Genomic DNA, 15,317 nt, shown 5'->3' with positions numbered 1-15,317 from the left:
AGGTTTTGAACTTATTATATGTCGATCATACAATCCGTCAAGAAGGTGATCCGTGACGATGGTCGGATACGGGGACAGGAGGGTACGTTCGAGCTTGTGGTGCGCGGGCTTTCAGCCGGTCGCACACGGCAGGTGACCCGACGGCACCATAAGCGTTTCTTCTCACGCGAGACTAAAACCGTCTTGGCTTAAAGTTTCCTTCGCTTCTACTGTTATGGGTAATCCCACAGCCGATGCAAGGAATTCCGTGAGTACTTCCCGAATCGCCGCTCGCGTGCGACGCATCAAACCGTCTCCGAGCACGTCCGCGGCAGACCGCGCCAACGAATTGCGTCGCCAGGGCAAGTCGATCGTCAATCTCGTGGTTGGTGAACCCGATTTCGATACCCCGAAACATATCCGCGAGGCCGCCGCTGCCGCCATGGACCGTGGCGACACCCGATACACGCTGATGGCCGGCAAGGTTGAACTTCGCGAGGCTATCGTGGCGAAGCTGGCCCGCGAAAACGGACTGTCTTACGCGTCGAACGAGATCATTGTCACGAATGGCGCGAAAAGCGCGATCTATAGCGCGTTTTCCATCACGCTCGAACCGGGCAATGAAGTCATCGTGCCGGCGCCCTACTGGGTGTCGTACCCGGACATGGTGCTTGCCTGCGACGGGACGCCGGTGACAGTCGCGTGCCCGGAAGAAAACGGCTTCAAGATCACCCCGTCACAACTCGAGGCTGCGATCACGCCGCGCACCCGCTGGCTGTTGATCAACTCGCCGAGCAACCCGACCGGGGCCAGCTACACACTGGCCGAATACCGCGAGTTAGCCGATGTGCTTGCTGCTCATCCTCATGTACTCGTCATGACGGACGATATCTATGAGCACCTCCGCTACGACGGCCAAAGCACGCCCCACTTCCTGCAGGCCGCACCAGAACTGCGCGACCGTACGCTCGCGATCAACGGTGTGTCGAAGACTTATGCCATGACAGGCTGGCGGATTGGTTACGTGGCAGGCCCGCGCGACCTGATCGTCGCACTCGACACGCTGCTGTCCCAGTCCTCGGGTAACTGCTGCTCGATCAGCCAGGCGGCTGCGACCGCCGCGCTCAATGGCGATCAAAGCTTCGTTACCGAAAGCACGGCGATCTATAAAAAACGGCGTGACGTGACGCTCGAAATGATCAACGCCATTCCGGGCTTGCGCTGCCGTCAGCCCGATGGCGCTTTCTATCTCTACATCAATTGTGCAGGGTTGCTCGGCAAGAGCACCCCTGACGGCAAGGTGATTGCCAATGACACTGACGTGGTGATGTATCTGCTCGACAGTGCCGGCGTAGCTGTCGTCGCAGGCGTGGCTTACGGCCTGTCGCCCTACTTCCGCCTTTCAATCGCAACGTCGCTCGATGTCCTCGAGGAAGGCTGCCGCCGTATTGCCACGGCGGTCAAGGCACTGGTTTAAGCGACGCTCCCGCAACCATTAATCGTTCTGGTCGATCCATGTCCACCTATAAAGCCATTCGCAAGAATCCCTCCGCATCTCGGGCCGATGCTGCGATCCTCGCGTCATTGCACGACATCCCCGTGTCGGCATTGAGCGACAACATGCATCGCAATATCGGCACGGTGGGTCTTTCGCCCTACCATCGGCCGGTCGCTCCGACCATGGCCGGAACAGCCGTCACCGTGCGCTCCCGTGGAGGCGACAACCTGACATATTTGCGGGCCCTCGAGTTTTGCCGCGCAGGCGACGTGCTGGTCATTGACGCGGGCGGCGACCTCAACAACGCGGTCATCGGCGGCATTCTCACGTTCTATGCGGCAAGCATTGGCCTGGCGGGTATCGTGATCGACGGCGCGATCCGCGATGTAGCCGAAATCCGCAGCCGCGAGTTTCCCGTCTATGCGCGGGGCGTTACGCACCGTGGTCCCTACAAGGATGGTCCGGGTGAGATCAATGTACCGGTCTCGGTCGGCGGCATGGTGGTGAATCCGGGCGATATCGTGGTCGGCGATCAGGACGGCGTGCTGGCAATTCCCCAGGAAGACGCGGCAACCGTGATCGAGAAGGCGCACGCGGTGCTGGCAGCAGAAGCGCGCACCATGCAAGCCATGAGGGAGGGCAAGTGGGACCGCGCGTTTATCGATGCGCTAGAGGAACGGTGCAACAACTAAGCAATCTCAACAAAGACAAAAAGCGCGTTGTGGACCCTGTGACCACAACGCGCTTTTTTATTCAGTAAAGATTCGATAAAGCCGCTTCGTTAAAGCGTTGCCGTCACGCCGCCATCGACATAAAGAATGTGCCCGTTGACGAAGCTCGAGGCCGCACTGGTAAGGAATATTGCCGCCCCCACCAGATCCTCGACATCCCCCCAGCGCCGCGAAGGCGTGCGTCCGATGAGCCACGCGCTAAACGTCTCGTTGTTCACGAGCGCCTCGGTCAACTCGGTCTTGAAGTAGCCCGGTCCAAGCCCGTTCACCTGAATGCCATGTTTGCCCCAGTCGATCGCCATGCCCTTGGTCAACATTTTCACCGCGCCTTTTGTCGCGGTATAGGCGGCAATATCCGGGCGTCCCAGTTCGCTTTGAACCGAGCAGATATTGACGATCTTGCCCGCGCCACGCGTGATCATGAAGCGCGCGACCGCCTGCCCGACCAGGAACACACTGTCCACGTTCGTCTTCATCAACTCTTGCCACTGCTCGTGCGAAAACTGATCCAGAGGCGCGCGACGCTGCATCCCCGCGTTATTGACAAGAATGTCGATGGGTCCGTGCTCGCGTTCAATCCTCTCGATCGCCGCCGATACCTCCGACGGGGACGTCACGTCGAAACTCAATGCATCGGCGGTCAAACCTTCACCGCGCAAACGCTCCACCGCTTCGGCAAGGCGCGCTTCATTGCGGCCATTCAAGATAACCTGCGCGCCGGCGCCGGCAAGTCCGCGCGCGAGCGCAAAGCCAATTCCCGTACTCGACCCGGTGACGAGCGCCCGCTTACCCGACAAATCAAACATCTTGAGCATCTGATTCAAAATATCTCCTGGCTATTCGTATGTTGACGCATGCTCACGTAGAGTCACGTGTGTGCACGAGCGCGAGTCCCGGCATTTTTGCCGTGCCCGATAGCGCCGAGCCATGCCGATATCTTGCCTAGTTGCAGTTCCGTCGCATCGGATGCGAGGAGCGTCAGGACGTTCGATTCGCCCTCGGGCGACTCAAGCGCCTTGAACTGGTCGGCAACTAACGCGGGCGGAAATTCATGTGCCGTCCGGGCAATCACGCGTTGCATCGCAATGCCTGGAGCCACATCGAGAAAGACAAACTTGAGGTTCTCGACACGCCGCCGCAAGCTCTCGCGGTAACTCCGTTTCAATGCGGAACAGGAAAGGACGGCCGAGTCCTTCTCGTCCGCCATTTTACCGCCAAGCAGTTCGAGCCAGGGTTCACGGTCGGCATCGTCAAGTCCAATGCCGTTGCGCATTTTCTCGCGGCTGCTCGCCGGATGATGCTCGTCTCCCTCGATGAAACGAACACCAAGCACGCGCGCGAGGGCTTGTCCGAGGGTCGATTTCCCCGAACCTGATACGCCCATCACAACAATTTTATGCTTCATGTCATGCACTTCGCACGGCACGCTCAGGACACTGGCGTGAACTTGAGCTGGTCAATGGGCGTCACCTTGTCGGTACGCGAAAGACCGTAGGGCGTTTTCGGCCCGAGCCACTTGTTGAAGATCGCGTTCATTTCGCCGCTCGTTTCAAGCGACATCAGCGCTTTGTTCACCGCGCCAAGCATGGCGGGTTCGTTCTGGCGCAAGCCAACCGCAATCGGTTCGATCAACATGGGTTCGGCAGCAATAGCGACGGCGCCATCAGACCCTTCGACCTGCTTTGCGATCTTGATCGCGGTCATCTGGTTGGTGACGAAGCCCTTCACCTTGCCTTGCTGCAGCGCCAGGAACGCGGAACTCGTGTCATGGAAGGTCACCGCCTGGCCATCCTTGATGGAGAGCGGGATCGATTGTGCTGACGTCGAGCCATCGGCCGCGCTGATTTTTTGTCCGGAGAAATCGGCGAGCTTTTTCCCGGCATCGGCCTTCTTGACGACCAGCACTTCCTTGGTCGAATAGTATGCGTCGCTGAACGACACCTGCGTAGCGCGGGTCTTGGTGTAGGCCAGGTTCGCCACCACCATGTCCACGCGACCGAGTTTCAGTTGCGGAATGCGCGCTTCAACGGCCAGCGGTTCCAGACTTACCTTGACGCCAAGCTGCTTTGCGATGGCGGTGCAGATATCCACATCCATGCCTTCGAGCTGACGCGTCTGCGCGTTCGGATACGAGAACGGTTCCACATTGGAATACACACCGCAACTCAAGGTACCGTGCGCCTCGATATCGGACAATTGGTCCGCCTGGGCAGACGCGACGCACGCGACCCACCCCGTAAACGCCAGCATGCCCGCTAATCCTGCTTTTGAACGCATCGAAAAACTCCTGACCTGGATTGAGTTGAGAAAAACCTGGCTTTGAAACCATACTGGGAGCGCACTGGCCAACGGGTGTCAGTGCGTGCGCAAGTCCGACAAGAATCTCTGGGCCCGCTCATGCTGCGGATGCAGGAAAAACGCTTCCGGCTCAGCGGTCTCTATGATCCTTCCTGCGTCCATGAACCACACACGATCCGCCACTTCGCGGGCGAAGCCCATTTCATGGGTCACGCACATCATCGTCATGCCGTCCTGCGCGAGGCTCTTCATGACGCTGAGCACTTCACCCACCATCTCGGGGTCCAGCGCGCTGGTGGGTTCATCGAAGAGCATGGCCGGCGGGTCCATTGCAAGCGCACGCGCAATTGCCACGCGTTGCTGCTGGCCGCCCGACAATTGACCCGGGAACGCCAGGGCCTTGTTGGCCAGTCCCACGCGCGACAACAGGTCTGCCGCCTTGCGTTCGGCTGCGGCGCGCTTCATGCCGCGTACGCGCATGGGCGACAGCGTGATGTTGTCGAGCACGGAGAGATGCGGGAACAGGTTGAACTGCTGAAACACGAACCCGATCTTGCTTCGAAACGCATTCAGGCCGATTCTCTTTTCGTGGATATTCTGGTTGTCGAACGAGATATTGCCCTGGTCGATTTCTTCAAGACGGTTGACCGTGCGAATCAGGGTGGATTTGCCCGATCCGGAGGGTCCGCATACCACCACGACCTCGCCCTTGCGGACCTCGGCGTTGACGTCGACGAGCGCGTGATATTCGCCATACCACTTGTTCACGCCGGAAAATTTGATCATGTCGGATCCTTTGAACGATTAAGCGCTCAGTGCTCGCTCACTGCGGTTTCAAGGAGCGGTTGCTCGGCACCGGGACGCGTCTTGTTGCGCTTTCCTGCCCGCTTGCTGGTCACGCGCCTTTCAAGGTAATGGGCCAGTTGGGTGAGCGCGTAGCAAAGAATGAAGTAACTCAACGCAAGAATCAGATAGACCGGGAATGGCTTGGTCATCAACCGGTTGTTGATCTGGTCGGCTGCGAAGGAAATTTCCTGGACATTGATGATGTAACCCAGCGATGTCTCCTTGATAGTCGAGACAAACTGCGTAACCATGCTCGGGACCACGTTATAGAGCGCCTGCGGCAGGATCACCGCGCGCATGGTCTTCAGGTAGCTCATGCCCAGCGCTCTCGACGCCTCGGTCTGCCCCTTCGGCAAAGCCTCGATGCCTGCACGAATGATCTCGCCGAGATACGCCGAGTCGTAGATCACCAGAGCGCACAGCATGGTCACGAATCCGGTCACGGGATATCCCGTCAGTACCGGAACAAGGAAATAGACCCAGAAAATAACCATGAGCAGCGGCACGCCGCGGACCGTATAGACCAGTGCCGTTGCCGGTGCACGCAATACCTTGAAGTGACTGATGCGAGCCAGTGCCACGAGGATGCCCAACGGAATGGCAATGACAAGCGCCGATAAAGACAGCAGGATTGTCACGACGATACCGCCAATGGGACCATGCGGATACTGCCCGATCAGCAGCAACGTCCAGTTGTCGCGCAAGACATCGAACATGATCACCTGACTCCCGGAATTCGGTAGTGCGCCGCGATCCTGGCGCCCGCCAGCATGATGACCAGCGAGAGGGCGAGATAGAGCACGGTCGCGACCAGATAGGATTCAAACGACAGGAACGTCTCGTTCTCGACCTTGCGCGTGACGTACGTCAGTTCCGCTGCGCCGATCGCCATCGCGAGGCTGGTGTTCTTGAACAGCACGACCGCGTGGTTCACCATCGGCGGAATCGAGTTGCGCAACGCCTGGGGAAGAATCACGTAACGCATGCCGCTGACGAAGTTCAGCCCCAGCGCGCGCGACGCTTCGTACTGTCCGTAGGAGATGGCCCGCAACCCGCTTCGAATGTCCTCGGACAAGTAAGCGCCGCTGCAAAGCCCGATCGCGACAACCGCGAAGATGAACTGGCCGTTGTACTGGTTCAGCCAGTCTTGCACGGGCATGGGCAGCAGGGTCGAGATGCCGAAGTACCAGAACAGGATCTGCACGAGCGTGGGGACGTTACGGTGATACGCCACGAAGGTCGCCACGAACAGGGTGGCCGGCCGCCGGTTGGTCAGCCGGATCAGCGTCAGGAGAATGCCCACCACGAGCGACAGGCACCACGCCAGTCCGGCCATCGCGAGCGTGAGCTCCACGCCATGCAGGAACAAGGCGCCGTAGTCGCCTTGCAGCACCGTTGCCAGGTCGAAATGAAGTCTCATGTCACGCGTCCAAAGGGTTTAGAACACCCCGATCCAGGTGCCCGGGTGGGTCGACGAGATCCTCGTTTGACTGCCCGAAGATCCTGTCGACGTTCGCCATGAATTCATACTAGCTCGCAAAAAATTGACCATGCAGACGCCTTTCATCTGGTGCTATAAGTTTGCGGAATGGTCTCCGTGACAATGCGCGAAAGCCAGGCCAGGAAAGGACGTACGCCAGTTTTTCAGCCTTCCCTGAAAGCCATTTTTCCGAGTCGCTCAAGCCGGCGCGCAGGCCTGCGGCAAAACTTGCGGATTCACTGCGGTGAGCACCTGGCCGCCGTTGATCGCGGCGATCAGGTTATCGACGCAAAGTGACGCCATGGCACGCCGTGTCCTGATGGATGCGCTGCCAATGTGCGGCGTCAGTACCACGTTCTTGCAAGCCAGCAACGCGGGATTGACCTGAGGTTCGCCCTCGAATACGTCGAGGCCCGCGGCCGCAATGGCGCCTTCGGTCAATGCCTCGGCGAGCGCGAGATCGTCAACTACGCCGCCTCGCGCGATGTTCGTCAGCGTGGCTGATGACTTCATTTGCCTGAGCTCCGCGCGGCCGATCGCGTGATGCGAACTGGCGGAATACGGCACGACCAGAATCAGATGGTCGGACTCGCGAAGCAGCACTTCCTTCTCGACATAACGCGCACCGCACTCGGCCTCTATCTCCGGCGCCAGCGGCGTGCGGTTGTGGTAGATCACGTCCATGCCGAAACCGCGCGACGCACGTTTTGCAATCTCCTGTCCAATGCGGCCCATCCCCAGGATGCCGAGTTTGGCGCCGTACACGTCACCGCCCACGAACATGTCGAAGCGACCCGTCGTGACCCATTCGCCGGCTCGCAGGAAACGCTCGGACTCGGTCATTCGACGAGCGGCGGCCATCATGAGGGCAAAGCCGAAATCCGCCGTGGTCTGTGTCAGCACGTCGGGCGTGTTGGTGACGAGCACGCCGCGCGCAGTGCACGCGTCGACATCGACGTTGTTGTAACCCACGCCAATGTTGCACACGGCCTTGAGTTCCGGACACGCGTCGAGCAAGGTTGCATCGATCCGGTCGCTTCCCGCCGTCACTGCTCCGCGCTTGCCTTGCAGACGAGCGATCAATTCCTGCTGGGTCCACAAAGTGTCCGACGGGTTATCGGTCACGTCGAAATGCTCGCTCAGTTTTTCGACGATATCGGGAAACGATGCCCGCGTGACGAGAACGGAAAAGCGCATAGGGTGATCTCCGGATGATTCAATAAGAGTTGCGAATCAGATGCGCGAATGCGCCGGCATGGACATAAGCGCCGGGCATTCGTCGCGATCCGAGGCGGCCGGCGCGGCGCGCGTTTGCTACGGCGCCGCGTACATGGGAGCGGCTTAAAGTGGCTTGGAACCGCTTAAATCTGCTTTAAGCAGCTCAATCGCGCTTGATCGTCGTCAAGCCGCCCGGCACCTGCAGGGTCGGCAGAATTTCCATGTTGCTAATGTTGACCGCGAGCGGGGCCGCAATCGCGAATGCAATGGCGTCGGCAATATCCGAGGGCAAAGGCAGTTCGAAGCCGTCAATGAATTGCTTGCGCGCCGCCTCGATGTCGCCATGCACGTGCCCGAAAATATCGGTGGCCACGCGGCCGGGGCAGATCTCGGTCACGCGCACACGCTTGCCGGTCGCATCGACGCGCAACTGGCGCGACAGCGCGTGAATGCCCGCCTTGGTCGCGTGATAGATCGAGTTGCCGCCGAAGTTGTAAATGGCCGCGATCGAGCTGATGTTCACAATATGGCCGCGGTCACGCGCCACCATGCCGGGCATGGTCAACCTGACAATGTGCAGCACCGCCTGAAGATTGACTTCAACCTGCACGTCGATATCTTCAACGCTCGCATCGAGGATCGAGCCCTTGCGCGATACGCCCGCATTGTTCACGACAATATCGAATTGCACCTGCCCGGTCAGCCTGGTCACCGCGTCGAGATCGCAAACGTCAATAGCGTGCGGGATACATCCGGTGCGCTCCGCCAGTTCGTTCAGTCGCTCCGCATTGCGTGCGAGCGCATGCACTTCGAGCCCTTCGCGGCAGAAACGCTCGACAATCGCAGCACCCATTCCGGTTGAAGCGCCAGTGACCAACGCGGTCTTGTAGTCTGAAAACGGCATGAATTACCCCTGTTCCTGATTCACTAAAAATTGGCGCTTACTTGATAAGCCTCGATAGCGGCACGATCCGGCCGCCGGAGGATTCGATCGCGCCCCGCACCGTGCGCGCGAGTTCGACTGCCCCGGGCGTGTCCCCGTGGAGCAGGATCGACTGCACGGCTATCTTCAGACGCTCGCCGGTGATGGTCGTGACCGTGCCGTCCTGCAGCAGTTGCGTGACGCGGGCAAGCACCTCTGCACGATCCTTGATCACGGCTCCTTCGAGCTTGCGCGAGACGAGGTTGCCTTCGTTGTCGTAGGCACGATCGGCAAGAAAAGTATTCGCGACCCGCATGCCGATTTTATCGGCGGCACGTTCAATCTGCGTGTTCGTCGAGACGCTGACAATGATGCGGTTATCGAACTCGGCCACGGCGCGCACGAGCGGCTCGGCCAGTTCGTACGATGCCGCCGCCATGTTGCCGAGCGCGCCATGAAAACTCATGTGCGTGAGGTGTGCGCCGGCGGCTTTCGCAATGCCCGCGAGCGCGCCCATCTGGTAAAGCACGTACTTGGCAAGCTCAAGCGGATCAGCTTGAATGGGCCTGCGCCCGAAGCCCATGAGATCGGGAAAGCCGACATGCGCGCCAAGGTCGATATCCCGCCCGAGCGTCAAACGCACGGTCCGGTCCATGATTACCGGATCGCCCGCGTGATAGCCGCATGCCACGTTCGCCGACGAGACGATCTCCATCATCGCTTCGTCTTCGCCCATCCTGTAGGGACCGAAGCCTTCGCCCAGGTCCGCGTTAAGATCGATTTCCACGCTGTCTCTCCATTTAAATATTGCCGGCCGGCGCCAGGTTCATCAGTGCGGTCCCGTATCCCACGGTCGCGCCCGGGTCGACCAGCCACGTCACGACAACCCCGTCGCACGGTGCGGCCACCGGCAGGCAAAGCTCTGCAATACGCAGCAAGCCAAGCACATCGCCTTGCCTGACTTGCGCACCCGGTTCTACGAACGGCGTTGACCGCATCGGATGGCATGTCAGCAAGACACCCGGGGACGAAGCGATGACCTGTACCTGCCTCACGCTTGGCGCGGGTTGCGGATTCGCCGCAACACCGCCCTCGCCGTCGCGCTCGCCCTCACTTTCGAGCGTCAGCCGAACCAAAGTCCCTTTGCCGCCAATTTCGATAAACCCGATGCCCGCCGTTTCGAGCCATCCGGTGATCTGTCGAAGCTCGCTGATCTGCAATTCTTTTCCCTGTGTCATCGCGCTACGGCCTGTCACCGCGATGCAGCCCGACGAGGCTGCGCAACTTTGTCATATAGCGATCGAGTTCATCCAGCGCGTCGACGGCCTCTGCGTAGCTGGTCTGCACGAAGCGCAGATTCGTGCCAATGCGCGCCTGTGCCAGCCGCCAAAGGTCCGCCTCGATGACCGTGCCGATCTTCGGGTAACCGCCCGACGGCTGGGCGTCGCGCAACTGGATAATCGGCTGGCCACTGGGGGGCACCTGGATCACACCCGGCACAATGCCGTGCGAGCGCATCTCCACCGGACGTTTTGAATTCAGCACCGGGCCGCCAAGCCGATACCCATAGCGATCGCTTTGCGGCGTAACCTTCCAGCTTTTCCGCCAGAACGCTTCAATGGAATCCTGCTCGTAGGCCTCGTACTCGGCGGCTGGCAACACGCGCACCACGGTGTCGGTGGAATCGCTCACCGGACTCGTTTCAAGCCTGCCAAGCGTCCACGAAGGGGGCATCACGCCGAACCCGGCTGAGCTCCCGGCCTTCTCGCCGTGCGCCGGTTCAACTGCCGCTGCCTGAACGACATCGCCCTTCTTGAGTTGACGTCCGAGGAAGCCGCCGAACTCGCCGCGCAGTTGCGTACTGCGCGATCCGAGCACGACCGGCACGTCGACGCCGCCCTTGAGGAGGAGGTAACACCGCGCGCCGCTCGCCGGCACGCCGATAGTCAGCACGTCGTCCTTCTTTGCCTGCAAGGTCCACCACGGCAATACCGGACGCTCGCCAAGACGCGCCGGGCAGTCGGCTCCGGTCAACGCAAACGCGGTGTCTTCCGTAAAGCGGACGCGAAACGGGAACAGCGGGATTTCGATGCCGGCGGCATCGTCCGGGTTGCCCAGCATCAGGTTACCCACGGCAAGCGCTACGCGGTCCATCGCACCCGACGTGCCCACGCCGTATCGCAGATAACCCTGGCGGCCCTGATCCTGGATCGTCGCCAGGGCGGCGTTGGAAAGTACCTCGATCATCGGACAATCCTTTCGACGCTGAAGCGGATCATGTCGCCGGGCGCCAGCATGGCCGGATTCGTGCGGGACGGGTCGAAGAACGACATGTCCGTGTGACCGATCGTGTTCCAGCCGCTCGGCCCCGCCGACGCCGAAACGCCGGTCTGTACTCCGCCTATTGATACCGCTCCGCCCGGCAACCCAAGCACCGGCACCTTGCGGCGCGGCGCGGCAATGCGCGGGTCCATGCCGCCGAGATAGCAATATCCAGGGTGACTGCCCAACGCATAGACCGTGTAAAGCGGCTCGCTATGCAACGCGACAATCTCATCCACCTGCAGGCCGGTATGCGCGACCACGTCGCTCAAATGCGGCCCGAAATTGCCGCCGTACTGAACCGGCAGCACAACGGTCTTGCCTTCGAGCGACATCTCCTCGGCTTCTGCCCAGGCGTCGTGCAGCGCGGCGGCCAGCGAGGCTGGCTGGCGCGGCGGCCGGTCGAACGTGAGCATGAGGTTCGACATGCCGGGAACAGCCTCCCGGATACCCTCCCAGGCGGCGGCGCGGCGCCCGAGCGCCCAGATGCGGCGCTGCGTCTGCAGATCGAGTTCACCGGGTGCTTCAAACAACATCGCGCTCGTCCCAAGCAGGCTGATTCGCGGTCTTTGATCGGGGTCGATCGGGGTCATCGAGCGCACTTTTCCTTGCACATGTCGTGGAGGACCGTCGGAAGTCATCGCGCCCGCAGTCGTTGCGTCGGGCGCGAGCTCAAGGATCGGACTCAATTCGTTCTCCTTGCCAGCCAGCGTTCCAGATAATGGATGTCAACACCGCCCGCGCAGAAGTCTTGATCGTCGAGTACCGCGCGATGCAGCGGCACATTCGTTCGAATGCCTTCAATGCGCATTTCCGACAACGCAATCCGCATGCGCGCGAGCGCTTCCCCGCGAGTTGCCCCGTGAGTGATGACCTTGGCAATCAGGGAGTCGTAATAGGGCGGCACCGTGAGCCCCGCGCTCATGTGGGAGTCGACGCGCACACCGTTTCCGCCCGGCAGTTCCCAATGCGAGAGGCGGCCGGGGCAAGGCATGAAGGTCGACGGGTCCTCCGCGTTGATACGGCACTCGAGCGCGTGGCCGTGCGTCAGCACATCCTCCTGAGTGATGGAGAGCGCGTGACCTTGCGCGACGCGAATCTGCTCGCGAACCACATCAATACCTGAGGTCATCTCGGTCACCGGATGTTCGACCTGCAACCGCGTGTTCATTTCGATGAAGTAAAACTCGCCGTTCTCGTAGAGGAACTCGAACGTCCCCACGCCCCGGTACCCGTTCTGCCTGCATGCTTCCACGCAGCGCTCGCCGACCTGACGAATCCGCTCTGCATCTATGCCGGGCGCCGGCGCCTCTTCCAGCACCTTCTGGTGCCGCCGCTGCATGGAGCAGTCACGCGAGCCCAGCCAGAGCGCGTTGCCGTGGGTGTCGCACAGGACCTGGATTTCGACATGGCGCGGATGCTCGAGGAACTTCTCGACATAGAGCTCGGGTTTCCCGAACGCGCGACGAGCTTCCTCGCGTGTCACGGCCACGGCGTCAAGCAGTTGTGCGGCCTCAGGCACGACGCGCATACCGCGGCCTCCTCCGCCTCCGGCCGCCTTAACGATTACCGGATAACCAATCTCCTCAGCGGCCCTCAGGATAGCCTCAGCGTCCTCAGGCAAGCCGCCTTCGGGTCCGGGAACGCACGGCACACCTGCAGCGCGCATCGCACGCTTGGCGGCCACCTTGTCGCCCATGGTGCGTATGGAGCGAGGTTCCGGACCAATGAAAGCCATGCCCGCCGCCTCGACCTGTTCGGCGAAGTCCGCGTTCTCCGATAGAAATCCATAACCCGGATGCACGGCCTCGGCGCCGCTGACATGCGCGGCGAACACGATCGCCGCGGCATTCAAATAGCTTTGCCCCGGCGCCGCGGGACCAATACAGATCGCCTGGTCGGCGAGACGTACATGGCGGGCATCCGCGTCGGCTTCGGAGTAAACCGCGACGGTTTCCAGTCCCAGCTCGCGGCAAGCGCGCTGGATTCGCAGCGCGATCTCTCCGCGATTCGCAATCAAGACCCTGTTGAACATGATCAGCGTCCGATCCGGAACAACGGCTGGGCTGACTCGACTTCATCGCCTGCATTGACAAGAATGGCCAGGACCGTGCCAGCGACCTCGGACTCGATCGAATTGAACATCTTCATCGCTTCGATCGTGCAGAGGACCTGGCCCTGCGCCACGGTGTCACCAACGCGCACGAACGGCGCTTCTCCCGGCGCCGGCGTGAGATGCACGACGCCGAACATCGGCGCCTCGATCACATGGGTGTCGCTTTCAGCAGGACCGGACGATGCAACGGGAACAGGTGCAAGAGACTCTGCTTGCGGTCCAGCGAGCGGTGTCGATGCAGTTGTAATGCCGGCCGAACCTGCGCGGCCGCCCGGTGTCTTGACGAGCCGAACCTTGTCGTCACCTTCTATCAACTCGATTTCCGCCAGCGGCGACTGCGCGAGCAGGTCGATCAAGGCCTTGATTCTTTGTAGATCCATCATTGAGTCCAGCCCGGTTATTCATGCGCCGACGCTTGAAAGCTGTGCGGCAAACCGCGACGCCCGCGAGCCACGCTCACTGGCGAATAACGATGAACTCAATGTATCCGGCGCATAACATTCGCGCCAAGACGGTTTGGCTTTGTAGCAATAAGGCGCGCTTATGGTTCGGCGCTGACAGCTGGAGCGACACCCAGCGCAAGGTCCGCAGCCAGTTCGAGCAGGATGTCCTTGACCGCCGCAGCCGGCTCCGAGAGCGGAAGATGGTCGGACAAACACACCGAAAGCGGGATCTTGATGACGGGCGAAACAATCCGGCATTGAACGACATCGCCGGTCCCCGCCACCACGCGCGCGGTCGAATCCGGCAGGATCGTGGCGCCAATGCCGGCGCTCACGGCCGCAGCCAGCGTGGTGGCCGACTCGATCTCGGCGACCACCTTGGGCACCATCTGGACGCGAGCAAACCCTTCGTCGACGTATTTTCGAAGGTAATTGTAAGGTCTGGGCAGCAGCAACGGGACGTCGCGCAAGTCGGTGACAGCAATCTGGCCGGGGCTGATGCCCATGCTGCGCGGCGCCACGAGAAAGAGCTCCTCATTCAGCAACAGCTGAAATGAGAGGCCATGGACCGGCTTGTCGCCGTACAGCACGGCCATGTCCATGCGCCCATTCATGATGAGTTCGCTGAGCGTCGTACCGAAGTTCTCGTTGATGTACAGAAGAATGTCCGGATGACGCGCCCGCACGGACGTCAGCAACGGCAGCGACAACGCGGAAGCACCGGTCCCCGGCGCGAGCCCGACCGACACGGACCCGGACAGGGTCTGGCCCGCGCTCTTCACATCGGCCTGGGCTTGCTCGTATTGCCGCAGGATCAGTTGTGCATGCCTGTAGAGCGTCGCGCCCGCCTCTGTCGCCGTTACACCACGCTTGGTCCGGACCAGGAGTTGCTGCTGGAACTCGCTTTCAAGCGTGATCAGTTGCTGGCTGAGCGCCGGCTGGGCAATGTGCAGGACCTCGGCTGCCTGCGTGAGGCTGCCTATATCCACAATCTTCACAAAGTATCTGAGTCGCCGCAAATTCACGTTCGTCGCCTGAAAAGTCATTCGATTTCCAGATGATAGGGCAAGGTCCGCCCAGCCGACACCCGTCAAAAACCCCAGTCGCGCGGGTTCGACCCTCAAGTTCGTTATCCATAAGTGGATGTTATTGCGCCAGCGCAAAGACGTCTTGGCGCTAACTTTTTCACCCGCTTAACGTTGCGCATCAACAAAAGCCAGTGGTTACCGATCGTGCGATACGGCCATGCCGAAGCATCTTCACTGCTTCGCCGTGCCGGGCTTCGGATCAACGTATGTCTCGCAGCGGCATCTTCCGGAAGTGTGGTGCGACGTGTTCGTGCCAGGAAATGCCGCGCAGAGAACGCTGATCGAGTGCGCCGGTAATACACAAAAGCGTGCCAGGAAATAGAGGGTTTGGACTTTCGACAACAGGGGAAACAAATGAAAAAGCTTTGCTTCGGTA

General features: G+C 60.6%; 18 protein-coding genes. 3 read left to right on the top strand and 15 right to left on the bottom strand.

The features are described 5' to 3' along the window. Window positions 1–247 precede the first annotated feature (247 nt). Together ABH944_RS19065 and ABH944_RS19060 are read left to right on the top strand one after the other, a co-directional pair. Window positions 248–1,456 carry an aspartate transaminase gene (locus ABH944_RS19065; protein WP_404608246.1) on the top strand — a complete coding sequence of 403 codons (1,209 nt, stop codon included), beginning with the start codon at window positions 248–250 and terminating at the stop codon, window positions 1,454–1,456. 38 nt (window positions 1,457–1,494) lie between these two features. Next, the gene (locus ABH944_RS19060) at window positions 1,495–2,169 is read left to right on the top strand and encodes an RraA family protein (protein ID WP_404608244.1); all 675 of its coding nucleotides are present in this window, start codon (window positions 1,495–1,497) and stop codon (window positions 2,167–2,169) included. Window positions 2,170–2,258: 89 nt separating this feature from the next. Here the strand turns inward: ABH944_RS19060 and ABH944_RS19055 are convergent, their stop codons facing one another. The 15 genes from ABH944_RS19055 to nac form a co-directional block, all read right to left on the bottom strand. Beyond that, window positions 2,259–3,023, bottom strand: a complete 765-nt coding sequence (locus ABH944_RS19055; RefSeq protein ID WP_404608459.1) for an SDR family oxidoreductase — start codon at window positions 3,021–3,023, stop codon at window positions 2,259–2,261. A 53-nt stretch (window positions 3,024–3,076) separates the two neighbouring features. After that, complete coding sequence (locus tag ABH944_RS19050) at window positions 3,077–3,613, bottom strand: gluconokinase (RefSeq protein ID WP_404608242.1); 537 nt, start codon at window positions 3,611–3,613, stop codon at window positions 3,077–3,079. Window positions 3,614–3,636: 23 nt separating this feature from the next. Next, window positions 3,637–4,485 (bottom strand): transporter substrate-binding domain-containing protein, encoded by an 849-nt coding sequence (locus ABH944_RS19045; RefSeq protein ID WP_404608240.1) that lies wholly within the window; start codon window positions 4,483–4,485, stop codon window positions 3,637–3,639. 78 nt (window positions 4,486–4,563) lie between these two features. Beyond that, window positions 4,564–5,292 (bottom strand): amino acid ABC transporter ATP-binding protein, encoded by a 729-nt coding sequence (locus ABH944_RS19040; RefSeq protein ID WP_404608238.1) that lies wholly within the window; start codon window positions 5,290–5,292, stop codon window positions 4,564–4,566. 26 nt (window positions 5,293–5,318) lie between these two features. Beyond that, a complete protein-coding gene (locus ABH944_RS19035; RefSeq protein WP_062091165.1) occupies window positions 5,319–6,068 on the bottom strand; it encodes an amino acid ABC transporter permease in 750 nt (249 codons plus the stop codon). Window positions 6,069–6,070: 2 nt separating this feature from the next. Then, entirely contained in the window at window positions 6,071–6,772 is a 702-nt protein-coding gene (locus ABH944_RS19030) for an amino acid ABC transporter permease (RefSeq protein WP_062091164.1), read from the bottom strand. Window positions 6,773–7,030: 258 nt separating this feature from the next. Next, the gene (locus ABH944_RS19025) at window positions 7,031–8,029 is read right to left on the bottom strand and encodes a 2-hydroxyacid dehydrogenase (protein ID WP_404608237.1); all 999 of its coding nucleotides are present in this window, start codon (window positions 8,027–8,029) and stop codon (window positions 7,031–7,033) included. A gap of 184 nt (window positions 8,030–8,213) precedes the next feature. Beyond that, on the bottom strand, window positions 8,214–8,954 hold the full coding sequence (locus tag ABH944_RS19020; protein WP_062091162.1) for an SDR family oxidoreductase: 741 nt from the start codon (window positions 8,952–8,954) through the stop codon (window positions 8,214–8,216). A gap of 37 nt (window positions 8,955–8,991) precedes the next feature. Then, window positions 8,992–9,759, bottom strand: coding sequence for a LamB/YcsF family protein (locus ABH944_RS19015; protein ID WP_404608235.1), 768 nt, complete (start codon window positions 9,757–9,759; stop codon window positions 8,992–8,994). Window positions 9,760–9,772: 13 nt separating this feature from the next. Continuing rightward, window positions 9,773–10,210 (bottom strand): acetyl-CoA carboxylase biotin carboxyl carrier protein, encoded by a 438-nt coding sequence (locus tag ABH944_RS19010; protein ID WP_404608233.1) that lies wholly within the window; start codon window positions 10,208–10,210, stop codon window positions 9,773–9,775. 4 nt (window positions 10,211–10,214) lie between these two features. Beyond that, window positions 10,215–11,219, bottom strand: coding sequence for a 5-oxoprolinase subunit C family protein (locus ABH944_RS19005; RefSeq protein WP_404608231.1), 1,005 nt, complete (start codon window positions 11,217–11,219; stop codon window positions 10,215–10,217). Then, window positions 11,216–11,887, bottom strand: coding sequence for a 5-oxoprolinase subunit PxpB (pxpB, locus tag ABH944_RS19000; RefSeq protein ID WP_404608458.1), 672 nt, complete (start codon window positions 11,885–11,887; stop codon window positions 11,216–11,218). Before pxpB ends, ABH944_RS19005 begins: the two co-directional genes overlap by 4 nt. A gap of 92 nt (window positions 11,888–11,979) precedes the next feature. Next, on the bottom strand, window positions 11,980–13,329 hold the full coding sequence (gene accC / locus ABH944_RS18995) for an acetyl-CoA carboxylase biotin carboxylase subunit (RefSeq protein WP_404608230.1): 1,350 nt from the start codon (window positions 13,327–13,329) through the stop codon (window positions 11,980–11,982). 2 nt (window positions 13,330–13,331) lie between these two features. Next, a complete protein-coding gene (accB, locus tag ABH944_RS18990) occupies window positions 13,332–13,790 on the bottom strand; it encodes an acetyl-CoA carboxylase biotin carboxyl carrier protein (protein ID WP_404608228.1) in 459 nt (152 codons plus the stop codon). Window positions 13,791–13,951: 161 nt separating this feature from the next. Beyond that, complete coding sequence (gene nac, locus ABH944_RS18985) at window positions 13,952–14,899, bottom strand: nitrogen assimilation transcriptional regulator NAC (RefSeq protein WP_404608227.1); 948 nt, start codon at window positions 14,897–14,899, stop codon at window positions 13,952–13,954. A 199-nt stretch (window positions 14,900–15,098) separates the two neighbouring features. Here nac and ABH944_RS18980 point away from each other — a divergent pair, with 199 nt between their 5' ends. Continuing rightward, entirely contained in the window at window positions 15,099–15,263 is a 165-nt protein-coding gene (locus ABH944_RS18980; protein WP_404659445.1) for a hypothetical protein, read from the top strand. Window positions 15,264–15,317 lie beyond the last annotated feature (54 nt).

This window comes from Caballeronia udeis (genome assembly GCF_044909315.1).
Lineage (GTDB): Bacteria > Pseudomonadota > Gammaproteobacteria > Burkholderiales > Burkholderiaceae > Caballeronia > Caballeronia udeis_A.
Note: the sequence above shows the minus strand (reverse complement) of the source record. Positions and strands in the feature narration are given on the sequence as shown.

Excerpts from the sequence above, each read along its gene's own strand:
- pxpB (WP_404608458.1), bottom strand. The coding sequence starts at position 11,887 with ATGACCCCGATCGACCCCGATCAAAGACCGCGAATCAGCCTGCTTGGG.
- ABH944_RS19050 (WP_404608242.1), bottom strand. The coding sequence starts at position 3,613 with ATGAAGCATAAAATTGTTGTGATGGGCGTATCAGGTTCGGGGAAATCG.
- ABH944_RS19045 (WP_404608240.1), bottom strand. The coding sequence starts at position 4,485 with ATGCGTTCAAAAGCAGGATTAGCGGGCATGCTGGCGTTTACGGGGTGG.
- nac (WP_404608227.1), bottom strand. The coding sequence starts at position 14,899 with ATGACTTTTCAGGCGACGAACGTGAATTTGCGGCGACTCAGATACTTT.
- ABH944_RS19035 (WP_062091165.1), bottom strand. The coding sequence starts at position 6,068 with ATGTTCGATGTCTTGCGCGACAACTGGACGTTGCTGCTGATCGGGCAG.
- ABH944_RS19040 (WP_404608238.1), bottom strand. The coding sequence starts at position 5,292 with ATGATCAAATTTTCCGGCGTGAACAAGTGGTATGGCGAATATCACGCG.
- ABH944_RS19030 (WP_062091164.1), bottom strand. The coding sequence starts at position 6,772 with ATGAGACTTCATTTCGACCTGGCAACGGTGCTGCAAGGCGACTACGGC.
- ABH944_RS19055 (WP_404608459.1), bottom strand. The coding sequence starts at position 3,023 with ATGCTCAAGATGTTTGATTTGTCGGGTAAGCGGGCGCTCGTCACCGGG.
- ABH944_RS19060 (WP_404608244.1), top strand. The coding sequence starts at position 1,495 with ATGTCCACCTATAAAGCCATTCGCAAGAATCCCTCCGCATCTCGGGCC.
- ABH944_RS18980 (WP_404659445.1), top strand. The coding sequence starts at position 15,099 with ATGCCGAAGCATCTTCACTGCTTCGCCGTGCCGGGCTTCGGATCAACG.
- accB (WP_404608228.1), bottom strand. The coding sequence starts at position 13,790 with ATGGATCTACAAAGAATCAAGGCCTTGATCGACCTGCTCGCGCAGTCG.
- ABH944_RS19025 (WP_404608237.1), bottom strand. The coding sequence starts at position 8,029 with ATGCGCTTTTCCGTTCTCGTCACGCGGGCATCGTTTCCCGATATCGTC.
- ABH944_RS19010 (WP_404608233.1), bottom strand. The coding sequence starts at position 10,210 with ATGACACAGGGAAAAGAATTGCAGATCAGCGAGCTTCGACAGATCACC.
- ABH944_RS19005 (WP_404608231.1), bottom strand. The coding sequence starts at position 11,219 with ATGATCGAGGTACTTTCCAACGCCGCCCTGGCGACGATCCAGGATCAG.
- ABH944_RS19020 (WP_062091162.1), bottom strand. The coding sequence starts at position 8,954 with ATGCCGTTTTCAGACTACAAGACCGCGTTGGTCACTGGCGCTTCAACC.
- accC (WP_404608230.1), bottom strand. The coding sequence starts at position 13,329 with ATGTTCAACAGGGTCTTGATTGCGAATCGCGGAGAGATCGCGCTGCGA.